Annotated in this window: 19 protein-coding genes; 11 read left to right on the top strand and 8 right to left on the bottom strand. The window is 36.1% G+C overall.

Annotation, left to right across the window (positions count from 1 at the left end; all coding sequences use genetic code 11):
• Positions 1 to 7 precede the first annotated feature (7 nt).
• Positions 8 to 2,380, top strand: coding sequence for a penicillin acylase family protein (locus MJQ71_RS16560; protein WP_238807813.1), 2,373 nt, complete (start codon positions 8 to 10; stop codon positions 2,378 to 2,380).
• Between the two features lie 46 nt (positions 2,381 to 2,426).
• On the opposite strand, the gene MJQ71_RS16555 is transcribed toward MJQ71_RS16560, so the two are convergent.
• Both MJQ71_RS16555 and lhgD read right to left on the bottom strand, forming a co-directional pair.
• The gene (locus tag MJQ71_RS16555) at positions 2,427 to 3,767 is read right to left on the bottom strand and encodes a flavin monoamine oxidase family protein (protein ID WP_238807811.1); all 1,341 of its coding nucleotides are present in this window, start codon (positions 3,765 to 3,767) and stop codon (positions 2,427 to 2,429) included.
• Between the two features lie 109 nt (positions 3,768 to 3,876).
• Positions 3,877 to 5,073 carry an L-2-hydroxyglutarate dehydrogenase gene (gene lhgD, locus MJQ71_RS16550; protein ID WP_238807866.1) on the bottom strand — a complete coding sequence of 399 codons (1,197 nt, stop codon included), beginning with the start codon at positions 5,071 to 5,073 and terminating at the stop codon, positions 3,877 to 3,879.
• Positions 5,074 to 5,291: 218 nt separating this feature from the next.
• On the opposite strand from lhgD, the gene MJQ71_RS16545 reads away from it, so the two are divergent.
• The 6 genes from MJQ71_RS16545 (at position 5,292) to MJQ71_RS16520 (ending at position 13,650) form a co-directional block, all read left to right on the top strand.
• Positions 5,292 to 5,540: a hypothetical protein gene (locus MJQ71_RS16545; protein WP_238807809.1), complete on the top strand. Its 249-nt coding sequence runs from the start codon at positions 5,292 to 5,294 to the stop codon at positions 5,538 to 5,540.
• 123 nt (positions 5,541 to 5,663) lie between these two features.
• On the top strand, positions 5,664 to 6,725 hold the full coding sequence (locus MJQ71_RS16540) for an NAD-dependent epimerase/dehydratase family protein (RefSeq protein WP_238807808.1): 1,062 nt from the start codon (positions 5,664 to 5,666) through the stop codon (positions 6,723 to 6,725).
• 193 nt (positions 6,726 to 6,918) lie between these two features.
• The gene (locus MJQ71_RS16535) at positions 6,919 to 7,653 is read left to right on the top strand and encodes a glycosyltransferase family 2 protein (RefSeq protein WP_238807807.1); all 735 of its coding nucleotides are present in this window, start codon (positions 6,919 to 6,921) and stop codon (positions 7,651 to 7,653) included.
• Between the two features lie 53 nt (positions 7,654 to 7,706).
• The gene (locus tag MJQ71_RS16530) at positions 7,707 to 9,326 is read left to right on the top strand and encodes a hypothetical protein (protein WP_238807806.1); all 1,620 of its coding nucleotides are present in this window, start codon (positions 7,707 to 7,709) and stop codon (positions 9,324 to 9,326) included.
• A 56-nt stretch (positions 9,327 to 9,382) separates the two neighbouring features.
• The gene (locus MJQ71_RS16525) at positions 9,383 to 11,308 is read left to right on the top strand and encodes an MFS transporter (protein ID WP_238807805.1); all 1,926 of its coding nucleotides are present in this window, start codon (positions 9,383 to 9,385) and stop codon (positions 11,306 to 11,308) included.
• 5 nt (positions 11,309 to 11,313) lie between these two features.
• Positions 11,314 to 13,650: a beta-galactosidase gene (locus MJQ71_RS16520; protein WP_238807804.1), complete on the top strand. Its 2,337-nt coding sequence runs from the start codon at positions 11,314 to 11,316 to the stop codon at positions 13,648 to 13,650.
• A gap of 6 nt (positions 13,651 to 13,656) precedes the next feature.
• On the opposite strand, the gene MJQ71_RS16515 is transcribed toward MJQ71_RS16520, so the two are convergent.
• Positions 13,657 to 14,085 (bottom strand): hypothetical protein, encoded by a 429-nt coding sequence (locus tag MJQ71_RS16515; protein ID WP_238807803.1) that lies wholly within the window; start codon positions 14,083 to 14,085, stop codon positions 13,657 to 13,659.
• Positions 14,086 to 14,251: 166 nt separating this feature from the next.
• Here MJQ71_RS16515 and MJQ71_RS16510 point away from each other — a divergent pair, with 166 nt between their 5' ends.
• Positions 14,252 to 15,109, top strand: coding sequence for a DUF481 domain-containing protein (locus MJQ71_RS16510; RefSeq protein ID WP_238807801.1), 858 nt, complete (start codon positions 14,252 to 14,254; stop codon positions 15,107 to 15,109).
• Between the two features lie 3 nt (positions 15,110 to 15,112).
• Here the strand turns inward: MJQ71_RS16510 and MJQ71_RS16505 are convergent, their stop codons facing one another.
• Positions 15,113 to 15,505, bottom strand: a complete 393-nt coding sequence (locus MJQ71_RS16505; RefSeq protein WP_238807799.1) for a DUF983 domain-containing protein — start codon at positions 15,503 to 15,505, stop codon at positions 15,113 to 15,115.
• Positions 15,506 to 15,530: 25 nt separating this feature from the next.
• Entirely contained in the window at positions 15,531 to 16,319 is a 789-nt protein-coding gene (locus MJQ71_RS16500) for a sulfite exporter TauE/SafE family protein (RefSeq protein WP_310587533.1), read from the bottom strand.
• 203 nt (positions 16,320 to 16,522) lie between these two features.
• Between MJQ71_RS16500 and MJQ71_RS16495 the strand changes: the two genes are divergently transcribed.
• Entirely contained in the window at positions 16,523 to 18,139 is a 1,617-nt protein-coding gene (locus MJQ71_RS16495; protein ID WP_238807794.1) for an amidohydrolase family protein, read from the top strand.
• An 80-nt stretch (positions 18,140 to 18,219) separates the two neighbouring features.
• On the opposite strand, the gene lon is transcribed toward MJQ71_RS16495, so the two are convergent.
• Complete coding sequence (lon, locus tag MJQ71_RS16490; protein WP_238807793.1) at positions 18,220 to 20,688, bottom strand: endopeptidase La; 2,469 nt, start codon at positions 20,686 to 20,688, stop codon at positions 18,220 to 18,222.
• Positions 20,689 to 21,115: 427 nt separating this feature from the next.
• Here lon and MJQ71_RS16485 point away from each other — a divergent pair, with 427 nt between their 5' ends.
• A complete protein-coding gene (locus MJQ71_RS16485) occupies positions 21,116 to 24,319 on the top strand; it encodes a serine hydrolase domain-containing protein (RefSeq protein WP_238807792.1) in 3,204 nt (1,067 codons plus the stop codon).
• A 51-nt stretch (positions 24,320 to 24,370) separates the two neighbouring features.
• Here MJQ71_RS16485 and MJQ71_RS16480 read toward each other — a convergent pair whose 3' ends face one another.
• Together MJQ71_RS16480 and MJQ71_RS16475 are read right to left on the bottom strand one after the other, a co-directional pair.
• Positions 24,371 to 25,123, bottom strand: a complete 753-nt coding sequence (locus tag MJQ71_RS16480) for an ABC transporter ATP-binding protein (RefSeq protein ID WP_238807791.1) — start codon at positions 25,121 to 25,123, stop codon at positions 24,371 to 24,373.
• A gap of 66 nt (positions 25,124 to 25,189) precedes the next feature.
• Positions 25,190 to 25,921: an MlaE family ABC transporter permease gene (locus MJQ71_RS16475; protein WP_238807790.1), complete on the bottom strand. Its 732-nt coding sequence runs from the start codon at positions 25,919 to 25,921 to the stop codon at positions 25,190 to 25,192.
• Positions 25,922 to 26,061: 140 nt separating this feature from the next.
• Between MJQ71_RS16475 and MJQ71_RS16470 the strand changes: the two genes are divergently transcribed.
• Entirely contained in the window at positions 26,062 to 26,769 is a 708-nt protein-coding gene (locus MJQ71_RS16470; protein WP_238807789.1) for an SDR family NAD(P)-dependent oxidoreductase, read from the top strand.
• The last annotated feature ends 47 nt before the right edge of the window (positions 26,770 to 26,816 follow it).

Below are 26,816 nucleotides of genomic sequence, written 5' to 3'. Positions count from 1 at the left end.
CCTTAACATGAAAAACTTCATCAAAACCCTACTTATTTCAATAGTAAGTATCTCTGTATTTGCTCAATCAATTCATATAAAAATTCTGCAACAGCCCGTCGAGGTTTATAAAGACAAATGGGGTGTTTCGCATATTTATGCACAAAATGAGCATGATTTGTTCGTAACACAAGGATATGTAGCTGCCTCTGACCGACTTTTTCAGCTCGAAATATGGCGAAGACAAGCCACAGGAACAGTAGCCGAACTACTCGGCGAACGTGAATTAAAGCGTGATATTGGCACAAGATTATTCAAGTTTAGAGGAAATTTAACCGCCGAATTGCAGCATTATCATCCAAGAAGCAAGCAAGTTATTGAGGCTTTTGTAGCAGGAATAAACGCCTATATTGCCGAAGCACGATTAAAACCCGAAGAACTGCCTTTTGAATTTAAGTTACTCAATACGCTCCCTGACTTTTGGACTCCTGAAGTGGTAATCAGTCGGCATCAAGGGCTTTTGAGCAATATCGAAGACGAAATCAACAATGCTCGTTTGGTCAAGATTTTAGGGGCAGATAAAATGCGAGAACTATCATGGTTTCATCCAAAAAATTCAGACAATGAACCCAATCTCGAGCTTGATAAAATTCTTGATAACGATGTACTTTTTGAACATATTTTAGAATATTATGAAGCTTTTAGAGCTCCATTAAAATTTCCTAAACCCGATAATAAAGTTGGCTTGCTTGATGATTTTCAGGATTGGTACAAAGACGAAAAAGACAATGTTGGCTCAAATAACTGGATAGTTTCGGGAAAACTCACCGAAAGTGGCTACCCAATGCTAGCCAATGACCCACACCGAGCTCAATCTACACCTTCGTTGCGTTATTGGGTACATTTAAATGCACCAAACTGGAATGTAATTGGTGGCGGTGAGCCAACTTTACCAGGCGTTTCGATTGGTCATAACGAATATGGTGCTTGGGGATTAACTATTTTTGAAACCGATAACGAAGATTTGTACGTTTACGAAACCAATCCTAAAAACCCAAATCAGTATAAATATAAAGGTATTTGGGAAAACATAAAAGTCATTTCGGACACAATTAAGGTAAAAGGACAAGCTCCAAAAATAGTTCAATTAAAATATACCCGACACGGGCCAGTTGTGTTTCAAGACATAAAAAATAATCATTTATACGCTGTTCGGGCGGGTTGGCAAGAAGTAGGTTGTGCCCCTTATTTAGCAAGTTTACGCATGAATCAAGCCAAAAGCTGGGAAGAATTTCGTAAAGCCTGTACATTTAGTCGTATTCCAGGAGAGAACATGATTTGGGCTGATAAAAAAGGACATATCGGCTGGCAAGCAGTTGGAATTTCGCCAATTCGTAAAAATTGGTCAGGTTTAGTACCTGTTACTGGCGATGGACGCTATGAATGGGGTGGTTATTTACCAATCGAATCATTACCTAATAAATTCGACCCAAGCGAAGGTTTTGTAGTTACGGCTAATAATAATCTTACACCCGCCAATTTTCCAAATCGAAACGCTATTGGTTGGCGATGGGCTCACCCTGTAAGGGCCAACCGTATCGAAGAAGTTTTAGCTTCGGGCAAAAAACACACTTTAGAAGAATTTGCCTTACTGCAAAGTGATTATGTTTCGCTCACGGCTCGTGTGTTAGTTCCGATGCTAAAAAGATTGCCTATTGATGAAAAGTATCAGTTTATTAAATCAAAACTCGAAAAGTGGGATACTTTTGAATTAAGTCCCGAATCAACCAACACTACGGTTTATGTAGAATGGGAAAGTCTTTTGCAAAAAGCTGTTCATCAACTGGCTGTTCCAGAAAAAGCTCGAAAATACATGAAGACGATTCCGACCAAACGCTTAACTGATTGGCTCGTTACACCACCACCATTTTTGGGAGCAAATCCATTGGTTAGTCGAGATTCGATATTGATTGCATGTTTCAAACAAGCAGTTGATAATATCACCATAAGATTAGGAAAGGATGAAAACCAATGGCAATACGGCCAAGCCAACAATAAACATATCAAACTGACGCATGCCTTGTCTGATTGGGTAACTGACCCTGATTTGAAGGCAAAAGTCAATCTTGGGCCAATTCCTCGTGGTGGTTATGGAGAAACTGTCAATAATTCAAGTAATAATTTAAACCAAACACATGGGGCTTCTTTCAAAATAATTGTTGATACCGAAAACTGGGATAGAACTTTGGGCATTAATAATCCAGGGCAATCAGGCGACCCTCGTTCGGAACATTATGGAGATTTGTTTCATTTGTGGGGAAATGGTGGGTATTTTCCAGTATATTTTACAAAGTCTAAAATTGTAGCAGTTTCGGAGAAAGTAATGGTTTTGAAACCTTGAAAACAAAGAGCCGTAAAATACCTTTATTTTACGGCTCTTTGTTTATTTATCCTAAAATCTCTTTCGCCACTCTTTCACCTGAACGAATTGCCCCATCAATGTAACCATTCCAAATATCGGAAGTTTCTGTTCCTGCCCAATGGATATTTCCAACGGGTTCTCGAAGAGCTTTACCCAATGAAGTCCACCCTCCCGTTGGCATTAGTCCAGCATAACAGCCACGAGTAAATTCTTCGGCCGCCCAACTATGGTCAATATAAGCTAACGGATTTCGGGCTTTTTCGCCATAAAACTTAGCAAATGAATCCAAAATCGATGATTTTCGCTCTTCTTCTGATAGATTTGAAAATGCTTTGGCTTGGTTTCCTAACACAAAACCCATCATAATACCTTTGCTTCCATCTTTAGGTGAGTTATCAAAAGTTACAGTTGTGTAACCGTCATTGGTAGCCGATAAACCATTTAAACCAGCTTCTCGCCAAAAAGGGGTGTCATAAATAGCATACGTTTTCCAAACCGTTCCCATTGGCATTCGTTGTGTCAATTGCTCCCGATTGGCTGGCATTAGCGGATAATAATTGATTCGTCCTGCCAAAGTTGGAGGCAAAGCCACAACCACTTTTTTAGCAGAAAACTCAAAATCATCGCCTTTTACCGTAACAATATCATTTTCTTGTGAAATACTTCTCACAACCGAATTTAGTCGAATATTATCTTTGAAAGTTTCGGCCAAACGCAAAGCAGGCTGCGATGCTCCGCCCAAAATACGTTCTTCTTGAGCTCCATTTTTAACATTCATCAACGTATCTAAATCACGACCCGATTTTGTATAAAATAACGCATGAAGCATCGAAATTTCATTAGGGTCGGCCGCCCAAATTGCTTCGGCAGCGAGTTTAAACATGATTTTGGCTGTTTTGAAACTCATTTGTTTGTCCATCCAAGTGGCCAACGTCATAGAGTCATAATAAGCAGCATTCGGCGATTGCCAAGGATTTTGTAAATCAATGGTTTTCGACAATTTATTCATCCGTTTAATCGCAAAATCTAAACTCAACAATGACCCAATCGGCAATGGCGGAATCAAACCATTATATCTTTTTACTTTTTTATTAAAAAGAAGGGTACTTTTCCCTTCATCATAAGTCGGGAAAGTTTGAACGCCAAACTCTTTTGCCAAAGCATAAATTTTATCTTGCGTAGGGCCAACCCAAGCCGCACCTAAGTCTAAATAACTACCGTCATCGTAATATTTTGTATAAACCCGCCCTCCAACCCTATCACGTGCTTCAAGAAGTAACACCTCTTTTTCGGCTTTGATGAGTTCACGCGTAGCAGTCAGACCAGCATAACCTGCTCCGATTACAATAACATCGTAGTTTTTCATAGTTTAATGCGTTGGAAATTGGGTTTCGGATTTTGCTTTTACAAAGCTGAAATTTAAAAAATAAAATTCACAAAAACCTAAGTCCTAAGCCATAATTCGCATTTTGGCTTTAAAATCTTTTCAAGACCAACTCACTCACAGTTTGACCAATAGAAAGCGACGATGTAGCCGCTGGCGACGGAGCATTACAAACGTTTATTGCTTGTTGATTCTCAAAAATCGCAAAGTCATCCAATAATCCACCTTCACGGTCGCAGGCTTGAGCTCTTACACCCGCTGCACCCGCTACGAGGTCATCAGATTGTATTTCAGGAATCAACTCTTGTAAAGCTTTCGTAAAAGCAGCTTTTGAAAACGAACGATACATTTCGCCCAAACCTGTTTGCCAATATTTTGCTGCAACTTTTCTGAACCCTGGCCAAGCGAGGGTCTCGAACAATTCTCCCAAATGAATATCCAATTTTTTATATCCTTCTCGTCTGAACGCCAAAACAGCATTTGGCCCTGCTTCAACTCCACCATGAATCATACGGGTAAAATGCACGCCCAAAAAAGGAAAATTCGGGTCTGGAACTGGATAAATTAGATTTTTTACCAGATATTGTTTTTCTGGTTTTATTTCAAAATATTCACCTCTAAAAGGTGTGATTCTTAAATTATTTGCTCGTTCGTCAGTCATTTGTCCAACTTTATCCGAATACAAACCCGCACAATTAACAACCAATTTGGTCTCATAATTTCGCTTTGAGGTCTGAATCGTAGAAACCCCCTCTTTAGACGTGATACTTTCTACTTTTTCACCAAAAGCAATTTCACCGCCTAATTTTTGGGTTTTAGCTAAATATTTTTTACAAACATCTGTATAATCAATAATCCCCGTTTGCGGAACAAAGAAACCTTTCAAGCCTTTTACATGCGGTTCATATTCTTTGATTTGTTCAGAATTGAGCATTTTGAAACCATCCAAACCATTTTGTTTGCCACGCTCAAAAAGGCCATCCAAAATCGAGATTTGTTCGGGTTGAGTCGCTACCACAATTTTGCCGCAAAGGTCATATTTAATGTCTTCTTTTTGGCAAAAATCAAGCAGCATATCATACCCTTTGATACAATTTGTGGCTTTTAAACTACTTGGTTTATAATAAAGCCCCGAGTGAATCACGCCACTATTATGGCCTGTTTGGTGTTTTGCAACTACATCTTCTTTTTCGATGATGAGCAATTTTAAACTCGGATTTTGTTCTTTTATTCGTAAGGCCGTTGCCAAACCGACAATTCCTCCACCAATTACAGTTACGTCGTAAATCATTGTTTTTAATTTTTGCTTTTAGCTATTTTAAGCTAAAATTGTTCTTAACGTTTTGACTATATTTCCCTAAAAAGTTTGGTTAATGGATAAAAAACTAGCTACAAACAACCAAATGTCAAGAGTAAAAAGCCCTATTCATTTAAAAAGTACAATTTTTCTTGGCGAATTGAATTACCAAACTTAAATTTGTGCAAATTTAACGACAACATTCAGACATGAAAAAGTTTAGTGTTTTATTATTTGCAGTAGCAGCGGTTTCGTTGGCTTCGTGCGACTATCAAAAAAACAATGTTATAGAACAAAAAGATGTTCGTAAAGGCGATGAGTGGGTTTATGGCGTAAGTCCGGATTCTGCTGCACGTCAATTGAAAAATAAATATACAGCAAATCCTGAGCTTGAAAACCGTACAAACGCCATTCGTGAGAAGTTGTATGGTGCAGGAAAAGTAAATGCAGGGGCTTAATTTTTTAATTCTCTCGTAAATTAGGCAGTTTACAGTTCACTTTGGCTTCAAACGCCACGTTTACTGTAATATGCCTATTTTTATTTTTTAATCCATAATAATTTATAAACGAAACTTCAAAAAATGAACATAGCATTAGTTACAGGCTCGGCGGGTTTGATTGGAAGTGAATCAGTCGCTTTTTTTGCCGAAAAATTTGATTTAGTAATTGGAATTGACAATAATCTTCGCTCATATTTTTTTGGAGCAGAAGCTTCAACCGATTGGAATCGTAAAGGTTTAGAAGAAAAATTTAGTAATTATAGACATTACAAAGCAGACATTCGTTCGGAAGAAGAAATCGGAAAAATCTTTGCAGAATATGGTGCTGACATCAAATTGGTTGTGCATACTGCAGCTCAACCAAGTCATGACTGGGCTGCACGTGAGCCATTTACTGATTTTACTGTAAATGCTAACGGTACGCTCGTGATGTTAGAATCGACACGTAAATATTGCCCAGAAGCCGTATTTATTTTCACTTCAACCAACAAAGTTTATGGTGATACACCAAATTATTTGCCATTAGTTGAATTGGAAACTCGTTGGGAAATTGACCAAAATCATGCTTATTTTGAGCATGGAATCGACGAGTTAATGTCGATTGACCACTCAAAGCACTCAATTTTTGGAGCATCAAAAGTTGCTGCCGATGTAATGGTACAAGAGTATGGTAGATATTTCGGTATGAAAACTGCCGTTTTCCGTGGTGGCTGTTTAACTGGACCAAATCACTCAGGAGCTCAATTACATGGTTTCTTGGCTTATCTAATGAAATGTGCTATTACTGGTAATCACTACACGATTTTTGGTTACAAAGGCAAACAAGTACGTGATAATATACATAGTTGGGATTTAGTAAATATGTTTTGGCATTTTTACCAAAATCCTCGTCCAGGTGAAGTTTATAACGCTGGTGGTGGACGTTTTTCTAACTGCTCAATGCAAGAAGGAATTACCGTTTGTGAAGAAATTACTGGAAATAAAATGAATTTCAGTTATGCTGACGACAACCGTAGCGGTGACCATATTTGGTATATTTCTGACCTTTCTAAATTCAAAGCTCATTATCCAGATTGGACTTGGAAATACGATTTAAAAACAACACTTACTCAAATGTATGATAATATCAGCAAGCGAGTTTAAGTATTGAATAAATATTTTAAAGTCCCTCAAATATCAATTTGAGGGACTTTTTTATGTGATAATGCCATTTTCTCAATAAAACAGTTGTTATTAAGTACCTATCGAAAGATTTTATGTATTTTTGTGCCTTCACAAACAATTTACTTTTGGCAATAAAGGTAAAATTTTACTAATTATTAGAAAACCGTAATCAATGAAATTAAGTGTTGTTATTCCTGCATATAATGAAGAAGAAAGTATTTCTGAAACCCTAAGAAGTTTATACACAACTTTAAAAAAATACGATATCCCACACGAAATTTGGGTGACTAACGATAACTCAAAAGATAATACTTTAGGGGTTTTGCAGGATTTACAAAAAGAAATCCCGACTTTGGTTTTTGAAACCAACAAAGGTCCAAATGGATTCGGATATGCCGTTAGATATGGTTTAGAACGTTTTTCGGGCGATTGTGTGGCGGTATTCATGGCTGACATGTCGGACGACCCTGAAGATTTAGTAAAATATTACCATACAATGATTGAGCAAAATGTTGATGCTGTTTTTGGTAGTCGATGGATAAAAGGTGGTAAAGTAATTGATTATCCTGCTGTAAAAAAGTTTATTAATCGAATTGCTAATTTTATTATCAAAGTCACCATAGGAATTAGCTATAACGATACAACCAACGCCTTCAAACTCTACAAACGTGAAACAATGGAAGGATTGAAACCATTTCTTTCACCACACTTTAACCTGACAGTTGAGCTTCCTCTTAAAACCATCGTTCGTGGCTATTCATACAGTGTTGTGCCTAATAGCTGGACTAATAGAAAATACGGTGAATCGAAGTTGAAAATCAAGGAAATGGGAAGCCGTTATTTCTTTATTTTGGTTTATTGTTTTGTAGAAAAATTCTTCTCAAGAGGTGATTATATGAAAAAATAGTTATTGACTTTTCCTGCTCAACTTTGATTATCAAAGCATAATAAAAAATTAGAATGCAAGACAAAAAACTACTGTCGAAAATAGTATTTTATATTCTATTTTCGATTCCTTTGCTTACTTTTTTGCTAATATTTCGGTCGTATGCTTTGAATATTCCCTTCGAAGATGAATATGGAATTTTAAGAAACTTGTACGACATTGGCATTAAAAGCGATTTTAAAAAGCAATTTGCTATCTTTATCGCTCCATGTAATGAACATCTAATTATTATTTCAAAAATATTCTTTAGTTTATACTTATGGCTTTTCAAAAGTATCAACTTTAAAAGTTTGATGTTTATCGGTAACATCCTTTTCCTCTCTATTTTTATATTCTTTTTTCGATTAATAAAACAACATAAAATTTCGCTTTGGGCTTTATTACCACTGCCTTTTGTCTTACTTTCAGCCTATATTTATGAAAATAGCTTATGGGCAATGTGTTCCTTTGAAAACAATGACGTATGTGTATTTTTATGTTGGTCTATTTTCTTGATTTTCAGTAACAATCCTAACAAAACCAAGTTTTATTTAGGCTTGTTTTTATTGGGCTGTGCCTTAATTTGTAATGGAAATGGCATTTTAGCTTTTATTGTAGTTGGTTTAGGGCTTGCTTATCAGCAACGTTGGCAAGAATTAATAATCGTATTAGCTACTTTATTGGTCTTAAAATTTTTGTTCTTATCAAATAGTTATTACAAAACTCCTAATTCGATATCGACTACAATTTCGAGTTTCAGTATTTTGGTTGGAGGTTTTTTGAAAACAGATTCGCTCAATATCATCATTAAATTGATGGGTTTTTTGATTATTTTATTTATTGCTTTTTCTTCGCTCTTTTACATCATAAAGTTGAGTAAAGACGTTTTCGAGCTAAATATTATACTCATTGCCTTGTTTTGTCTTGGTTCTCTTTTTGGTGTTGCACTTTTTAGAGATGTCACCACTTCCAATTTTCCTGACCGCTATCGTTTATATCCGCAGCTCTTATTGATATGCGTTTATTTATTGTTAATCAAGAAGTTTTCGTATCGAAGCAAGGGTCTAATGCTATTTTCCGCAATTTTTGGCCTATTATACTTTCTACATTCCTATTATGTTTCTTTTCCTAATATTATTCAGGGACATCAAAAACGACTTTTATCTTCAGTCAATTTAGCTCATAATGGTTCTACTTTGAATGGCTCGTTTTATCGTTTGTATTTCGACCAAACTATCAATTTTTACAGGAAAAATAAAGCTTATACCTTTGAAAAACCTATTTTCAATATAAAAAATGCCGAAGTTTCTACAGATAAAATAAGCTTTACATCAGAAGAAACAAAGCAAGGTTTTGCATTTTATTTCAAGAATATTGACAGTAAAAATATTGATAAAGCACATGGCTATTTTATAAGTTTAGAAAATGCAAACCATCAATTTTACTTTTTGCCGCTTTATCATACACGCAATTCTTTGAAAAAAGTACTTTTCGGTGAAGATTTTCTAGGAAATGATGCTTTTGGGATGGTTGCTAATGCTGAAATCCCTGCTGATACTTATCAAGTAGGATTGGTTTCTACGATTGATTCTTCGCCAAAATATTTCAAAACTGATGCAACAATAAGTACACACAAAGTTGGTTACGAACAATAATTAAAGATTGCTTTAGTTATTCACTTACAATTAGAATAAACGTTTTGATAGAATACATGAAACAATTTTTAACATGGCAAATAAAGAGTTATTTTCTGATTTTTGCTTATTTGCTATTGCTGATAGTTCTATTATTTCCTTATTATCAGATTTCGTCAATACCAACTGCTGGAATTGACAATTCATGGAGAATTGCCTTAGAAATGGCTTATCAAAAAGGCTTGGTTTTTGGGAAAGATATTATTTATACTTACGGGCCGCTCGGGCGACTTACACAACGGATTTCGATAGAAACGAGTAATTTTGAACTTTTTTTGTTCGATATTTTTTGTTTTGCCAATGTCGGATTCTTGCTTTTTTACCTTTTACCAAAACCCCTAAAAGTTTATCATTTAGCTATCCATTTTGTGCTATTCATTTTAATTTCCTCAATTTATGGCGAATGGCTAAGTTTTTTATTATTCTACATCAGTATTTTTTCGGGATTACTATTTCTAAAAAGACAAAACCAATGGTTTCTTTTTCATGCTATTTTGATGGGAATCATTAATTTTTACATCAAAGCCAATTATGGAGTTATTGCTTTGGGCTTTGTTTTTATTCTTTTACTTTATGCTTTTTTCTCGAAAAGATTATCACGTCAAAATCTGTTTTTATACTTATTTGGAAGCACAATTGGACTAATTTTATTGGCATTTTTATTAAAAACAGATTTACTGGCTTATCTTTTTGCGAGCATTGAAATCATTAAAGGCTACAACGAATCGCAGTCGTTTTTTCCAGAACACCGTTTTCGAGCAGTTGCCTCTTCTTATGCTATTTTTGCACTTTTTTTGTCCATTTTCATAGGTTTTCTTATCCAAGTATTCCGAAAAAAACTATTTACATTGGCCATTCTCGACTCATTTTTCGTACTTGGCTGCGTTGGTGTTTGTTCTTTTGTATTGATAAAATACGCTTTTGTTAGAGCCGACGATGGGCATTTGATGTCGTTTGTAAGAAGTGCTAGTTTGGCTTTTTTATTGTTACCTTTTTTTAGTACCGAAACTTGGCTTAAACAAAGTGGTTGGTTTTTGATTGCCATCAATTTGTTAAGTTATTTTCTTTTCTATCAGCCAATTTATGGTGAAGTTTCATTTTCAGTAACAAACAATTTACGCATCAAGACTTATATTTTACCACAATATTTTAGAGATATTTTCAAGAAAAACACGCCTCATTATAGTCCAAATTACCCAAAAGACGTTTTAACTATTATTGGCAATAAAACGGTTGATTTAGTGCCGAACGAAACCTCAGAAATATATTTAAATAAACTCAACTATAACCCTCGTCCGATTGTACAATCCTATCAAGCTTATAATGAGTACCTTGACAAAAAAAATCAGGAAAAATATTTATCAAGCACCGCTCCTGATTTTGTAATTTACAGCATCGAAAGTACTGATAATAAATACGCAGTAAGCGACGAAACCCTCACTTTTATTGCGTTACTGCAACGATATGAACCGATAAAAATCTGGGATAATCACTTATTATTAAGAAAAAAAGAGCAAATAAAAACCTTAAAACTCATCAAACAAATAAAACATGATTGGGTTTTAGGAAAACCATTCCCATTAAATTCGTCAATCAAAGCAGATTCATTAAAAAACGACCAATTAACGGTCATAAAAATTAAAACAAAGTATAATTGGTTGGGGAAATCACTAAATTTGTTTTTCCAACCTCCACACCTCAACTTGGAATTAACAACAAATGATGGCAAAAAGACGATATATCGAACCGTACCTATTTTATTAAATAAAGGGATGATTGTCAACTCAAAAATTGATAATGTAAACGACGTAAAACAGTTTTTTGAGCAACAGTTTGTTACTAATAAAGGAATTAAAAGCATAAAATTTGAGGAGATTCTGAGAAGAAAGGCAGGTTTTGATAACTCAATCGAAATTTTAGAGGAATTTTATGAATTAAAATGAAATCAATGAATCGCTTACGAATATTCTTTTTTCTCTTGTTTGGCTCAACTATTTTTTTGGGTTTGTCTAATCAAGCTCTCGCTCAAAAATATGTTTGCCAAGGAGTAGGAAACTTGGACGATGACCCAAATCATGCTCTTCCAGTAATGTCCAAGTTGGTAAACGCTGGTTGTAATGCAGCCATGCTCACCGTTTGGTGGGAACGTGTGTATCCTCAGCCAAATTCAAAACCAAACTGGATTCAACTCGATAATCAAATTAATCATGCCGTCAATAATCTGGGAATAAAGGTCGCGATTCGTATTCATTTAGGACGAAATTATGGCCTTACCAAAGGATTTTGGGAAGAGGAAGAAGCAGTAAAAGATTTTAAAGGAAAGGTTTTAACGAATTATTACGATAACAATCACTTTAGTTTTGCTCATCAACCATCTATCGACAAAGCGAAAGGATTTGTCAGAGAAGTGTGTGAACGCTATAAAAATTATCAAAAAAACGGTAAAATCATTTTCATCACAGTTGTCAATACCCCTCAACAAGAATTGGGTTTTACTTTTCAAAACCAACAATGGCCCGAAAAAGAATATCTTGCCGTTTTTGACCATTCAAAATGGGCAATGATAAAATTTAAAGATTGGGCAAAAGAAAAATATTCAACCATACGAACGCTCAATTCTTACTGGGGTACAAACTATAAAAGCTTTTTGGAAGTCGAACCGTATGTAAATTGGGGAAATCCACAAGATTCATTTAGAGGTCGTCGAGGAAAAGATTGGTATATTTTTCGTCATTTGATGATAAAAAACTATTATGACCAAGTAATTGATGCCATCAAGTCGGTAGATTCTTCGTATAAAGTAGCCTGTGAATTTGGCGGAGTTGCAGATAATATGGCTTTACTCCGCAATACATTTGCATTTAAAGATTTAACAGCCAAAGCTGATATTCTTAAAACTTCAATCGAAGGGTTTCAAGGGGATATTTCATTTAGCAATACACGACCAAATCAGAAGTTTTATACTGAAGTTGCTTTTTTTGACCTACCAACTGCCGAAGACTTAAAAAATTATACCAAACGTGCCGTTGAGTATGGTTGTGAATTTATCATGCTCGGCATCGAATCTGACAACCAAGCCGAATATGATAAACTATTGCCTGCCGTTCAAGAAGCAGTGAAAGGGCTTTATAATCCGAGTTCAGAAGTAGTATTTGCTGACACCGTAAAATACCGGCTTTCGCAGCTAACCGATAGCAGAGAATTGGTTATTAACGATTGGAAAACACGCTCTGAAAATGGCAAAAAAAGAATTCGCGTAGTTTTAGACGAAGATTTGATAACTGAAAACCAAAAAATCGAAAATCCGTTACCTGATATTGTTGAAAATACGCCAATAACACCGCCACCTCCTCCCCCAATAGAAACGACACCACAAAATCCAGATATTCCGAATCAACTTCCAAGAGAGAACATAAAAGATTATACCAAAGAACTTGTTGTAAATCAGAACTTTCAGTTTCGTATTCCTGAAAATTTATACTATGACACCGATGGATTTATAGCATTCATTGAAGTCTTGGAAGCTCCAAAATGGATAGATTTCAACCGATTTGAATTGAATTTTTATGGAAAAGCACCATATTTGGGTAAATACAAAGTAAAATTACGTATTTATGACAATAGAGGTGGAAGTCTTGAATCTTCAATTTTTGTTGAAATAGTTCCACCAATTATTGATTTTGAATTAATCAAAGGCGACTACTTTGATGTACCAATTGAGCCATGGGGATTTATTTATAACAACCGTACGCTTTACTTAGACGCTCTTCCCGAAAAACTAAATGTGCTTGCTCGTTGTAATCTGGACTCAGTCAATTTTATTTTTGAATTAACAGGGCCATATAAATTAAAACGTAGCTCAGACAGACTTCCCTATAACCTTTTTGGCGAAGGTCGTGGATTGTCATTTCCAATCGGTACTTATAAATTGAGTGCCAAAGCTTATAAGAAAGATTCTGTAATTTCATCTAAAATAGTACAGTTTTTTGTAAAAGCTTCCACCAATTCTTCCAATAATACCATCATAGATTGGCAATCTTACCCTAATCCTTTCCAACAAATTTGTAATATAAAGCTGCCCGAAGAAGAAGATGCCGAAAAGCTGATTTTTACTTACTACGACAGTATTGGGAAAAAACAAGCAATCAAAAAAGACTACATTTCGATTGTTGACAAAACGGCTTATATTGATTTGGGTAATTCTAGTATTCCAACAGGAAATTATATTTTGGAAATTAGTAGAGATGGACAAACCTTAAAAACAATCAAAATTTCCAAGTTATGATTGGTTCTATTTGAAAATCAAATCTTTCACGAAGTAAAAAAACAATGTTTGAATGAACGCCCACACAACGGCACTGAAAAACATTTGTCCGAAAATCGCTTTTTTATCATACCTAAAAGCTACCGATAATGTTGCTCCAACAACGGGAGTAAATAATATTGGGGTTAAAAAAGCAATACCAACAAGCCCAAATTTTTGACGAATTTTAACGCCCAAACGAGTCATTTTGGTAAATCGTTTTGCTTTATCTTTTTTGAAAAATTTTCGCAATAAATCGCCCGAATACACAACTAAAACGACGGTAAACATCATTCCAATGACCGAACAAATCGCTGTTTCTACCCAACCAAGCTGCAAGGCTAAACCTGTTAATGGGCCGCCAGCAAACTTCAACATACTTACAGCAATGACAGAAAAATATTTAGCAAAATTCATGTTTTTATTGGCTCAATTATTAGTTTGTGGATGATACACTATATTTATAAATGTACGAATGATTGTTTTATTTACAAAGAAATGCAATTTTTGCCAAATTATAAGATTAAACAATGCATTACATTCCTTATAAATATTAACATAACACGTGATAAAACCAAAATCTATGAAATTAAAACTACTTATTATTTTATTAACTTGTTTTTACCTTCAAACCAAAGCCCAAGATGCTCCTGCAGACACGCTTCAACCAATAAACAACCCTACAATGCCCGCCGATAGCACTTCCGAAGAGAGCGAAGAAGAGGAAGGTGACGACGAAGGTGAAGAGGAGGAAGAAGAAAAAGATACGACTCCTGCAAAGTTTCGTTTCCGCATTGGTGCTGATGGTACTTATACTTCAGGTAACGTAAATCGTGCATTAGCACAGTTTACTTCAAGTTTTGATTGGAACATTAGCAAAATTGTTAAGTTTTCAAGCAGTCCTTCGTATGTTTATGGCCAGCAAAATAAAGCCCTTACAGAACGTGAAACTTTCGTTGACCTGCGTTCGAGTATGCTCTACGAAAAACGGTTTTATTACTTAGCTTTTACTTCCTTTGAACGAAGTAATTTACGGAAAATCAATAACCGTTTTATTGGTGCAGGAGGATTTGGTTTTAAATTGGTTCAGAAAAAAACGGCTTACATTTCAGTAACAAATGTCTTACTTTATGAAAAAACTGACTTTGTTGTGAACGAAAAATTTCCAGACCGTAACCTATGGAGAAATTCTACTCGCCTTTTTGGAGAATACACTTTCGATGAAGGAAAAATGAGCCTTTCGCATACAATTTACGTACAACCTAGTATTACTGAAAAAAACTTCCGTTGGAATGGAAATTTAATTCTTAAATACCAGCTTTCTAAAAATGTAAGTTTCCGTAGCACAATCGAAAACTCTTATGAAAGTATCGTTGTACCAGGCCGAAAAAACAATGATTTCCGTTGGACTTTTGGCGTTGTGTTTGAAGGCAGAAAGTAATTTTTACTTGCTTTGGGGTTGATAATCATTAAAAATTTCTAACCAAATTGAGCGTGAAAGTCGATAAAGCAGTGGCGTTATCAAAACTGTAAAAAGTACATAGCTCCAAATATAGATTCGCCAATCAACTCGAATATCAAAATATACGTAGTAAGCAACCGTTGCTATCACGAAAAACATCATATTGATAATTGAGCTAATGTACATTGCTCCGTAGAAAAAACCCGTTTCACGTTCATATTTCAAGCCACAACTTGAGCAGTTCGTGTGCATTTTGGTTAATTTTCGCCAAGAAAAAGGATTTTTAGTTTCGAATAAATCGCCCTCGTGACAACGGGGGCATTTCATTTTAATGGTAGCTTCTAATTTATTCATACTTTCTTTCTCAACGAGCATTTTAATTAATTTTAATACAACTTGGTCATTGTAGAATTAATTCTTTCACGATAACCCAACAACCCACTACTAAAACCAACCAACCAAAGGCAGGTTTAAGTTTCTCTCCGTCTATTTTTTTGGATAAATATCCACCTAAAAGAATTCCTGCGATGGTGAACCCTGCAAACTTCGTTAAAAAATACCAATCTAGGGCAATTCCTGCGGAAAAATCGCCAATCGCTCCGAAAGTCGAATTGATGGTTATGATTAATAATGACGTTCCAACAGCTTTTTTCATTGGTAACTTTGCAAAAATTACCATCGCAGGAATTATCATAAAACCGCCACCCGCACCAACAAATCCAGTCAAGATTCCGACTAAAATTCCTTCTACAAAAATCATCCAATAGCTTATTTTATGGCTAATTTGCTCAGTCGGTCTCTTATTACTTCTAATCATTGAATATGATGCACCAATCATTAATAATGCAAAAATCAACATGACCATTAAGTTTTTAGAAACAGTCAAAGTACTTGATTCGTAAACGATTTCGGGAATGTGCGGCATCACGAATGTTCGCATCAAAAAAACCATAATAAAAGCAGGAAACGAAAAAAACAAACCTTTTTCTAAGTCAACCAGTCCTTTTCTGAAATAATCAATCGAACCAACAAACGAAGTAATACCTACGATAAACAGCGAATAAGTTGTAGATAATGTGGGTGAAATATTTAATACATACACTAACACTGTGATTGTTAGAATAGAACCACCTGCCCCAACCAGTCCTAAAGTAATCCCAATCAAAGTTGCGAATAAAAAGCCTACCATTTCCATAGATTTTAATAAAAAAAACTATTTATCGAATAGTGCAATTTAAAGATTTTTGAAGCTAAAACACAATTATTATTGTATTTTTCAAATATACTAGCTTGATAGAAAAAGTGTTTTTTTATAGCTTTATTTAAAAAATGAGTCAATTTTTATGAATCCCGCAAATGATGATTAAATTTGCTAAAAACCTACCAAATACTATGTTTAAAAAAATTACACTTCTCCTTCCATTTATTACATCGGTGGCTTTTGCTCAAATTGAGAAAGCACCCAATCGAGCTGAAGGCGAATACGCCAATCGTACCATTATTAGGGGCGTTACGCTCATTAACAGTACTGGAGCTCCGCCCGTTGGCCCAGTTGATATTGTGATTGAAAAAAACAAAATTGCTCAAATCAAGCAAGTGGGTTATCCAGGTGTACCGATTGAGGCTAAAAGTCGACCAAAACTAAACGAAGGCGATAAAGAACTTGATTGTACTGGTATGTACTTAATGCCAGGTTTTGTGGATATGCACGGACATATTGGCGGAAAACAGCAAGGAACTCCTGCCGAATATGTTTTTAAACTTTGGCTTGGACACGGTATCACGACGATTCGTGACCCTTCGGCTGGCAATGGGCTTGATTGGACTTTAGACCAAAAGCGTAGAAGTGAAAAAAATGAAATCACCGCTCCACGAATCAAAGCATATACCGCATTCGGCATGGGAAGTGATAAACCAATTACAACACCCGAAGAAGCTCGTCAATGGGTGCGTGATAACGCAACTAAAGGAGCTGATGGTATTAAGTTTTTTGGGGCCGAACCTGCTGTTTTTAGAGCGGCTTTGGATGAAAACAAAAAAATTGGACTTCGTTCTGCTTGCCATCACGCTCAATTGGAAGTAGCTCGAATGAATGTTTTGGCTACTGCAAAAGCAGGTTTAACTTCGATGGAACATTGGTATGGTTTGCCAGAAGCACTTTTTGATGAACGAACTTTGCAAAATTATCCAGCTGATTATAATTACAACAATGAGCAAAATCGTTTTGAAGAAGCAGGAAAATTGTGGAAACAAGCCGCTGAACCAGGCTCTGAAAAGTGGAATCAAGTAATGGATGAATTATTGAAAATTGATTTTACTCTTGATCCAACTTTTAATATTTATGAAGCAAACCGTGAACTGATGCTCGCTCGTAGAGCGGAATGGCACGACGAATATACTTTACCAGCCGTTTGGCGTTTTTATGGTCCAAGCCGTATTTCTCATGGTTCATATTGGCTCAATTGGGGAACGGAGCAAGAAGTTGCATGGAAAGAGAATTACCGAATTTGGATGCGTTTTGTGAACGAATATAAAAACAAAGGTGGTCGAGTTACAACTGGCTCAGACTCAGGCTTTATTTATCAATTGTATGGATTTGCCTACATTCGAGAATTGGAGCTTCTTCGTGAAGCTGGGTTTCATCCATTAGAAGTGATTCGTGCTGCAACTATCAAAGGAGCGGAAGCACTTGGAATGGCCGACCAAATTGGTTCAGTTGAAGTGGGAAAACTTGCCGACTTTGTGATTACAGAAGAAAATCCTTTGGCAAATCTCAAGACTCTTTACGGCACTGGAGCAATCAAAGTCAATGATAAAAATGAAGTAACAAGAGTTGGTGGAGTAAAATATACAGTAAAAGACGGTATAATTTATGACGCAAAGAAATTATTGGCGGATGTACGTAAAATGGTTGCCGATGCGAAAGTAAAAGAAAATTTTGAAATAACTCAGCCTGGTATTCCGCAAAAAGGAACGCCAAGTAAAATACAAGGCTCTGATAAAAATTAAGATTATCAACCGTCCTTAAAATAAAATCCCGCTAGATTCTTTAGAAACTTAGCGGGATTTTTTATAAATATGAATGATTGTTAAACTACCACCACATCCAAAGGTGTTACGGGTGTTTCTTTCTTTTCTTCGGGTAAAATAAAATGCAAAGGATTATTCACTTTTTCATTCAAAAGAGCAATTTCAAGCACTTCTTCTACATAATCTACATAGTGAAAAGTCAATCCGATTGTATATGCTTCGCCAACTTCTTCTACATCTTTACGATTTTTGTAACACATAATGATGTCTTTTATACCTGCACGTTTGGCCGCCAAAATTTTCTCTTTGATACCTCCAACGGGCAATACTTTTCCTCGCAAAGTAATTTCGCCAGTCATTGCTGTATTTGGTTTAATTTTTCGTTGGGTAAACATCGATGCCATTGAGGTTAGCATCGTAATCCCTGCTGAAGGGCCATCTTTTGGCACAGCTCCTTGTGGAACGTGTACGTGAAGGTCATAATTTTGAAAAATTCGGTAATCAATTCCAATACTATCAGCATGAGATTTTAAGTATGAAAGTGCCGTTATGGCAGATTCTTTCATTACATCGCCTAATTGCCCAGATAATGTAATTTGCCCTTTTCCACGACTTAAACTTGATTCGATGAAAAGTATATCTCCACCAACTGAAGTCCATGCTAAACCTGTTACCACACCTGGCACATCGTTTCCTTCGTACAAATCTCTATCGAAAATTACGCCACCGAGCATTTTTTCAACGTGTTCGGGTTTCACAGTTTTAGGATACTCTTCGTTCATGGCTACTGACTTGGCAATTTTACGAATAAGCGACCCAATTTGCTGTTCTAAACGACGCACGCCCGATTCACGAGTATACCCTTCGATTACTTTTTGAATGGCTTTATCATCAATTTTCAAATCCTTTGCTTTGATTCCATGTTGTTCTAATTGTTTCGGAACAAGATGTTTACGAGCAATTTCTATTTTTTCTTCAACAGTATATCCTGAAATTTCAATGATTTCCATTCTATCACGCAATGGCCCTTGAACGGTATCAAGCGAGTTGGCTGTTGCTATAAAAAGTACTTTCGAGAGGTCATAATCTACTTCCAAATAATTATCCTTGAAAGCGTTATTCTGCTCTGGGTCAAGCACTTCGAGCAATGCCGATGAAGGGTCGCCACGTTGATCTCTGTTAACTTTATCAATTTCATCTAATACAAAAACTGGGTTCGATGATTTTGCTTTTTGTAGATTAACAATCAACTTTCCTGGCATTGCACCGATATAAGTTTTTCGGTGTCCTCGTATTTCAGCTTCGTCGTGCAAGCCACCAAGAGCCATTCTTACGTAATTGCGACCAAGAGCTTTTGCGATTGATTTCCCCAAAGAAGTTTTTCCAACTCCTGGAGGGCCATACAAACACAAAATCGGGGCTTTCATGTCGTTTCTTAACTTCAAAACTGCCAAATATTCAATGATACGCTCTTTTACTTTTTCAAGTCCCGAATGGTCGGCATCTAATATTTTCTTGGCACGTTTGAGGTCAAAATTGTCTTTTGTATATTCATTCCAAGGCAAATCGACCATTGTTTCGGCATAATTCAATGAAACTCCATATTCGGGCGACATCGAATTCATGCGTAAAATCTTGTTCAATTCTTTATTAAAATGGTCATTTGCTTCTTTTGTCCATTTCTTTTTAGAGCCTTTTGCACGAAGTTTTTCTACTTCTTGGTCGGGCGATTCCATGCCCAATTCTTCCTGCAAAACTTTAATTTGTTGACGCAAATAATACTCTTTTTGTTGTTGGTCAATATCAATGCTTGCTTTGCTCTGAATATCTCGCTTTATTTCAAGTACCTGAATCTCCTTCATCATGTGTTCGAGTAGCTTGTGGGCTTGCTCGCCACCATCAAAAGTTTCTAAAAGTAGTTGTTTTTCGCTGATTTCGATATTGAGGTTAGACGACAAAAAGTGTGTCAAGAAACTTGGACTATCAATATTGCTGATAGCCATTTGAGCATCACGGGGAATATCGGGATTTAGATTCAGAATTTTATATGCCGCTTCCTTTAAACTTTGCAACAAAGCCTTCGTTTCTTTCTTTCTTACATTCGGAAAACTCTCAGGAATATACTTCACATTTGCCATCAAATGCGGGTCAGTTTGCGTATATTCCAAAACTTCAAAACGTCTGCGGCCTTGAATAATCACTGTTACGTTACCATCAGGCAACACAATCATTTTTAAAATATGAGCAATTGTACCAACTTTGAAGAGGTCTTCGGGAGTTGGTTCATTAGGTGTATGACGAACCTGAGCAACAACGCCAACGGTACGGTCTGTACGGTAGGCTTTTTTCACCATTTTTATAAATTTCTGGCGAGTTACCGTTACGGGTATCACTATTCCAGGAAACAAAACTGTATTTCTTAAAGATAAAAGAGCCAAATCGCTTGGCAAATTATCTTCATTTTCCATCACTTCTTCTGGTGAAGCAATTTCAATCATTTCAACGTTTTCGACGTCTTGTCTTGCCATTACAAGTTTTGAGAAAGTATCTCTATTCATTTATTCCTCTATATTTTTGACCGTTGATATGAATCTGATGCAATTGATTTCGCTGATTTCCAGATGAGTCTTTATTATCTAATTTTTAAAAAACGGATATTGGTTAGTTTATTGTCGTAATATTTGGTAATCAATGATTTTAATAAAACCTTGATTTGCCTGCCAGAATGTCAGAGTGAAAATACAAAACCTTTCTGACATTCAAAACTTTTATCGGAGAATTTATAGTTCAATACTCATGCCAAGGTGTTGATGTATGGCAGTTTGGCAGGAAAGTGTTATTAGAAGGAGGTTATTGTGCGTCTAATCAAGTATGGTTTTGAAACCTTGCAGGATTTTTGATGATTTTTTATTTACTTTGAATAACGGTTCACAAATCACCAAACCTAATTCATTAATGAAAAAAGTCTTTTTCCTTACGCTATTACTTATCAACACTTTATCAAGTTTTGCACAAAAAGAACCTGATTTCCTGACAAATTACAATAAACGTTGGGTCGATTCGGTCTTTGCAACTTTGACATTAGACGAAAAAATTGGGCAATTACTTATGCCTCGTGGCAATACTTCGGGCAAACCTCACGACGTAGAAAAACTTAAACGTTGGGTAAGCGATAACCGAATCGGTGGAGTTGTGATGTTTGCAGCTCCGCCAACCGTGCAAGCCCGCATTGTGAATGAACTACAAGCCTTATCGAAAGTGCCATTGCTTATTGGAATGGATTTGGAATGGGGATTAGCCATGCGTCTCGATAGCACAGTACGTTTTCCTTACCAAATGACACTCGGTGCGATGCGTGGCAATGAAAAACTACTCTACGAAATGGGTGTTGAAGTAGCCAAACAATGTCGTAGAATAGGCGTACATATCAATTATGCTCCTGTGGTAGATGTCAATATAAATCCTAATAATCCTGTTATTAATTTTCGTTCTTTTGGCGAAAACCAAGAAGAGGTTGCCAGCAAAGCTCTCGCTTATATGCAAGGAATGAATAGCGAACATTTGCTTACCTCGGCCAAACATTTCCCTGGTCATGGAGATACGGGTGTTGATTCTCATCTTGATTTACCTTTGATTCCACACGACCGTAAACGCTTAGATGCAGTTGAATTTTATCCTTATAAAAAACTGATTGACAATGGTTTAAGTGGAATTATGACTTCACATTTGAGTGTTCCCGAACTTGATACGACCAAAAATTTAGCAGCAACATTCTCTAAAAAAATTGTTACTGATGTATTGCGTAAAGACTTGAATTTCAAAGGTTTGACCTTTACCGATGCAATGGATATGCAAGGAGCAATCAAGTATTTCTCGAAAGGCCAAGCAAATGTGCGAGCGGTTTTGGCAGGAAACGATATTCTCGAAACCTTTGAAGATGCTGCAGGTGCTATTTTAGCGATAAAAGACGCCATTACCAATAAAGAGATTTCGATAGAAGAAATTGATTTTCGTGTGCGTAAAATATTAATGGCAAAATCATGGGTTGGTCTTGATAAATACCACCCGACGGAAATCAAAAATTTGGTTGCGGATTTGAACACAACAAAATCAGATTTATTAAATCGTCAGTTGGCTGAAGCAACGATAACATTGGTCAAAAACGATGATAAAATTTTGCCAATCAAAGATTTAACGAAAAAAATTGCTAGTGTTTCAATTGATGCAATTCAGGCAACTACTTTCCAAAAAATGACTGATAATTATACCACAATCACTCATTTCCAGCTTCCGCCCAATGCCCCTGATTCGAGCATCAATAAGGTTTTAGAACAAACCAAAGATTACGATTTAATCTTGGTCAATTTACACCTTAACAATATCCGTCCTGCCGCCAAATATGGCATTACAGATGCCAACAAAAAAGCGTTAAAAGCTCTCTCAAATACAGGGAAAGCAATTACAACTATTTTCGGAAATCCTTATTCGCTTGATAAATTTGAAGATTTAGAAAAATCGAAAGCAATCGTAATGGCTTATCAATTAACTAATTATATGGAAGAAGCCGCCGCTCAAGCAATTTTTGGTGCTACGCCAATTGTTGGAAAATTACCTGTTTCGATCAATTCAACTTATAAATCAGAAATGGGTGAAACCACTCAATCGCTCGGTAGATTGGCTTATGGAATTCCAGAAATGGTTGGTCTTGATGGAGCAGAACTAAACAGACGCATTGACTCAGTAATTAATCTTGGACTTACTCAAAAAGCTTATCCAGGGGCAGTTATGGAAGTAGCCAAAGATGGGCGAGTAATTTACCAAAAAGCGTTTGGATTTCATACTTACGAAGCCGCTAACAACGTTGTTTCAATGAATAATGAAGGAAAATTCAAGGCAGATAATAAAAATGACGTAATGGACGAAGCAGTAAAGAAATCAACTTCTTCGACCAAACAAAATTCGTCTGCCACAAATACAAAAGGCTTGGTTAACTTAACAGACCTTTACGACCTTGCTTCCGTAACCAAAGTAAGTACATCTGCATTGGCAATTATGCAATTGATGAGCGAAGGAAAATTTGATTTGGACAAAACCTTCAAAGATTATTATGCCGAATTTGCCGACGGAAACAAAGCAGATTTGCGTTTCCGAGACATGCTTACCCACAAATCAGGCTTAAAAGCTTGGATTGCATTTTGGACAGATTGTATAGATTCGGTTAAAACTGTAAAAAACAGTCCTATTTTCAAAGAAAAGTATGCTTCTCAATACAAAAAGAAGTTTTTTATGAGCAAAAAGAAATATAATTTGCTACTTGTAAAAGCTATCAAAGAAGATAAAACACTTTGGAAAGATTGCTTTTCGCCAAAAACAATGGTTTGGAAACCAAAAACGTTTTCTAATCAACAAACCCACGACTTTTCGGTACAGATAACCGATTCTCTTTGGCTTCATAAAGATTATCGTAAAAGCATTTTTGATGCTATCGAAAAGTCTGTTGTAAAACCCGAACAAGGCTACGTTTATAGCGATTTGCACTATTATACATATCCCACTTTCGTGGCAGATTTGGTTGGAATGACTTGGGAAGATTACCTCAATCTAACTTACCATAAAATAGGAGCTAACTCTCTCACTTACAACCCTTTGCGTTTTTATTCTAAAGACAAAATTGTTCCGTCAGAAAGAGATACTTTATTCAGAAAAACCTTAGTTCATGGGCGTGTACATGATGAAGGAGCAGCAATGCTCAATGGTATTTCGGGACATGCAGGGCTTTTTGGAAATGCCAACGATTTGACCAAATTGATGCAAATGTACTTACAGAAGGGCTATTATGGTGGTACGCAATTTATTAAACCCGAAGTGCTTGCTGAGTGTACAAAATACCAATTTCCAGCGTTGAAAAACCGTCGAGCGATAGCTTTTGACAAATTAGATTTTAATCCAAAAGTAGGAAATGGTCCAACATCAGCTTCATCTGAAAGTTATGGACATTCGGGTTTTACAGGAACATTCGTTTGGATAGAGCCAAAATATAATTTTGTTTATACGTTTTTATCAAACCGTGTCTATCCAACTCGTGATAATGGAAAAATTAGTACACTCAATATCAGAACCGAGGTTGGCGAGCAGATTTATAAGATGATTATGAAATAATTTTCATTCGATATAAAAAGGCTTAGCAACTCAAAGCTAAGCCTTTTTTACCTACTTCCCTGCCCGCATCAAGCTCAAAGCTTTATTACAGAAAACAAACTCTTCTAATTCAGGAACGGTATCTCCTAAAATCGTTTGGCTGTTACCTTCCCACAATTTCTTGCCTTTGTAAAGAAACATGATATTATCACCAATCGAAAGTACGGAGTTCATGTCGTGCGTAATAACGACGGTAGTAATATCAAATTCATCAGTAATTTCTTTGATCAATTCATCAATTTTTATCGAAGTCAATGGGTCTAGCCCAGAGTTGGGTTCATCACAAAACAAATATTTTGGGTTCATCACAATGGCTCTGGCAATACCGACACGCTTTTTCATCCCACCCGAAATTTCTGATGGCATTCGGCTGCCAGTTCCATCCAAACCGACACGATGCAAACAAAATTCTACTCTGTCTTTTTTTTCTCCTTCACCCATTTTAGTGAGCATGTCAAGTGGAAACTGAACATTTTCATGCACAGTTTTTGAATCAAATAACGCTCCACCTTGAAAAAGAACGCCCATTTCTCGACGAATATCTTTTTTATCTTCTTCGTCTCCTACGTAAAAATCTCGGCCATCGTAGAGCGTTGTTCCTGCTTCTGGACGCACCAAATCAAGCATACATTTCAATAATACGCTTTTTCCAGTACCGCTCGCACCGATAACTAAACTCGTTTCGCCTTTTTTGAAAACACCACTTACATTGTCCAAAACTTGACGACCATTGAAAGATTTTGATATATTTTTTATTTCAATCATAACGCCTCAAACTCCTAATGAGGAGAGAAAAAAAGGTTTTAAAAGAATTTAGCGAAACAGTCTAAATTAAGTTAAAAGTTCCGCCAAAAGATAATCGGCAATTAGCACCGCAATACAGCTATTTGTAACGGCCGATGTACTGGCTTGTCCAACTTCCAATGCACCTCCACGCGTATTATAGCCTTGAAATGCCGAAATTGTTGAAATCAAGAACCCAAAAACAATGGCTTTGATGATAGAAATAAAGACATTGAAAGGAATAAATGAATAACGAATGCCATAAATATAATCTTCAGGTGTAATGATTCCTGATAATGTTCCAGCCAAATATCCGCCCAAAATACCTAAGAAACCAGAGATAATGGCCAACAAAGGAAACGTAAAAACCGATGCCAATAATTTCGGCAAAACCAAATATGATGCCGAATTAATACCCATTACTTCAAGAGCGTCGATTTGCTCCGTAATTTTCATTGTGCCGAGTTCGCCTGCAATATTCGACCCAACTTTTCCTGCCAAAACCACGCACATAAATGTCGATGATAATTCGAGTAAAGTCATGTCTCGCACAATATTACTAACCACATAAATCGGTATGACGGGGCTTACCAAGTTGGCACGTGTTTGCACACAAACTACCGCTCCAATAAAAACCGCAACAATGGCTACGATGAAAACAGAACTAATACCAATGGCGATACATTCGTCAATAAATCGTTCCCAATATACCTTGAATGTTTCTCGTCGGACAAACAATTTCCCGAGAAATATTAAATATCTTCCTACTACTGATAACATATTTTTACCTAAATTTTAACGATATTTGCAAAGATAACGATTTGTTCAAGGTTCATGGTTCAAGATTAAAGGTTTTTCTGATAATTTGCCTTAACTCGTTCAAAACCAATTCTAAATATTACATTAATCAACTTTTATAAATGAGTAAAAAATTAGCAGTAGTTTCGGGTGGCACAAGAGGCATTGGTAGAGCAATAGCCGAACAGTTTGCTAAAAATGGTTTTGATTTAGTGATTTCTGCAAGAAAAGAAGCAGATTTGCTTGATTTACAGGCTTTTATCGAAAAGAAATATGGCGTAAAATGTTTTATCAAACAAGCAGATTTATCAATTAAAACACAAGTTTTTGCTTTCGCTGATTTTATACTTTCACTCAATCAGCCAATCGGTGTTTTGGTCAATAATGCAGGTGCTTTTATTCCTGGAAATGTTCACGAAGAAGCTGATGGAATTTTAGAACAACTCATCGAAACCAATCTTTACAGTGCGTATTATCTCACAAAAGGCTTGTCGAAAACATTGATTGAACAAAAAAATGGACATATTTTTAATATTTGTTCGGTGGCAAGCCTGAAAGCCTATCCTAATGGTGGCTCGTACAGCATTTCAAAATTTGCTTTATTAGGCTTCAGTAAGGTTTTGCGGGAAGAAATGAAGAATTTTGGAGTAAAAGTTACATCAATTATGCCTGGAGCAGTTTATACAGATAGTTGGGCAGGAGCAGGAATTCCAGAAGAAAGATTTATGACCGTTGAAGATGTTGCACAAACCATTTGGAGTGCCTATTCGCTTTCAAAAAATGCCGTAATTGAAGACATCGTTTTACGTCCACAAGAAGGAGATATTTGATTTTTAAGAATAAAAATATGGTTTTAGTCATTGCCTAAGTCTGAAAA

The sequence above is a fragment of the Emticicia aquatica genome (assembly GCF_923079645.1).
GTDB classification, from domain to species: domain Bacteria; phylum Bacteroidota; class Bacteroidia; order Cytophagales; family Spirosomataceae; genus Emticicia; species Emticicia aquatica.
Note: the sequence above shows the minus strand (reverse complement) of the source record. Positions and strands in the feature narration are given on the sequence as shown.

Bases quoted from the DNA above. Each gene is read 5' to 3' on its own strand.
- MJQ71_RS16515 (WP_238807803.1), bottom strand. From the start codon at position 14,085: ATGAATTTTGCTAAATATTTTTCTGTCATTGCTGTAAGTATGTTGAAG.
- MJQ71_RS16530 (WP_238807806.1), top strand. From the start codon at position 7,707: ATGCAAGACAAAAAACTACTGTCGAAAATAGTATTTTATATTCTATTT.
- MJQ71_RS16520 (WP_238807804.1), top strand. From the start codon at position 11,314: ATGAATCGCTTACGAATATTCTTTTTTCTCTTGTTTGGCTCAACTATT.
- MJQ71_RS16555 (WP_238807811.1), bottom strand. From the start codon at position 3,767: ATGAAAAACTACGATGTTATTGTAATCGGAGCAGGTTATGCTGGTCTG.
- MJQ71_RS16505 (WP_238807799.1), bottom strand. From the start codon at position 15,505: ATGCTCGTTGAGAAAGAAAGTATGAATAAATTAGAAGCTACCATTAAA.
- MJQ71_RS16485 (WP_238807792.1), top strand. From the start codon at position 21,116: ATGAAAAAAGTCTTTTTCCTTACGCTATTACTTATCAACACTTTATCA.
- MJQ71_RS16470 (WP_238807789.1), top strand. From the start codon at position 26,062: ATGAGTAAAAAATTAGCAGTAGTTTCGGGTGGCACAAGAGGCATTGGT.
- MJQ71_RS16560 (WP_238807813.1), top strand. From the start codon at position 8: ATGAAAAACTTCATCAAAACCCTACTTATTTCAATAGTAAGTATCTCT.
- MJQ71_RS16545 (WP_238807809.1), top strand. From the start codon at position 5,292: ATGAAAAAGTTTAGTGTTTTATTATTTGCAGTAGCAGCGGTTTCGTTG.
- MJQ71_RS16525 (WP_238807805.1), top strand. From the start codon at position 9,383: ATGAAACAATTTTTAACATGGCAAATAAAGAGTTATTTTCTGATTTTT.
- MJQ71_RS16475 (WP_238807790.1), bottom strand. From the start codon at position 25,921: ATGTTATCAGTAGTAGGAAGATATTTAATATTTCTCGGGAAATTGTTT.
- MJQ71_RS16535 (WP_238807807.1), top strand. From the start codon at position 6,919: ATGAAATTAAGTGTTGTTATTCCTGCATATAATGAAGAAGAAAGTATT.
- MJQ71_RS16540 (WP_238807808.1), top strand. From the start codon at position 5,664: ATGAACATAGCATTAGTTACAGGCTCGGCGGGTTTGATTGGAAGTGAA.
- MJQ71_RS16495 (WP_238807794.1), top strand. From the start codon at position 16,523: ATGTTTAAAAAAATTACACTTCTCCTTCCATTTATTACATCGGTGGCT.
- lon (WP_238807793.1), bottom strand. From the start codon at position 20,688: ATGGCAAGACAAGACGTCGAAAACGTTGAAATGATTGAAATTGCTTCA.
- MJQ71_RS16480 (WP_238807791.1), bottom strand. From the start codon at position 25,123: ATGATTGAAATAAAAAATATATCAAAATCTTTCAATGGTCGTCAAGTT.
- MJQ71_RS16510 (WP_238807801.1), top strand. From the start codon at position 14,252: ATGAAATTAAAACTACTTATTATTTTATTAACTTGTTTTTACCTTCAA.
- MJQ71_RS16500 (WP_310587533.1), bottom strand. From the start codon at position 16,319: ATGGTAGGCTTTTTATTCGCAACTTTGATTGGGATTACTTTAGGACTG.